Origin of the sequence: Gilvimarinus gilvus, from assembly GCF_030518155.1 — a bacterium.
GTDB classification, from domain to species: Bacteria; Pseudomonadota; Gammaproteobacteria; order Pseudomonadales; family Cellvibrionaceae; genus Gilvimarinus; species Gilvimarinus gilvus.
The window spans coordinates 1-315 of the sequence record NZ_JAULRU010000686.1 but is presented as its reverse complement, the minus strand read 5'-3'; the positions used below and the strand labels follow the sequence as shown (position 1 = coordinate 315).

At 65.1% G+C, this 315-nt stretch carries 1 pseudogene; it reads left to right on the top strand.

Annotation, left to right across the window (positions count from 1 at the left end):
- Positions 1 to 315: pseudogene (locus QWI17_RS16885) on the top strand (rod shape-determining protein MreC); the annotation flags it as partial.

Here is a 315-nt window from a genome sequence, read left to right as displayed (position 1 = left end):
AACCGCTTTTCTCCAAGGGCCCTTCGCTGGGCGTTCGCCTGCTCGTTCTGGTGGTGCTGTCAGTCGCGTTGATGGTTGTCGACGCGCGCTTCGACGTGCTCAAACCGGTGCGCAGCCAGATGGGCCTGGTGCTGATGGAGTCGTACTGGATCACCGACTTGCCGCAGCGTGCCTGGCAGGGCGTGGCGGGCCAGTTCGGTAGCCGCACCGAACTGATTGCCGAAAACGAGAAGCTCAAGACCGAGGCCCTGCTGCTGCAGGGGCGCCTGCAGAAGCTGGCGGCCCTGACCGAGCAGAACGTGCGCCTGCGCGAAC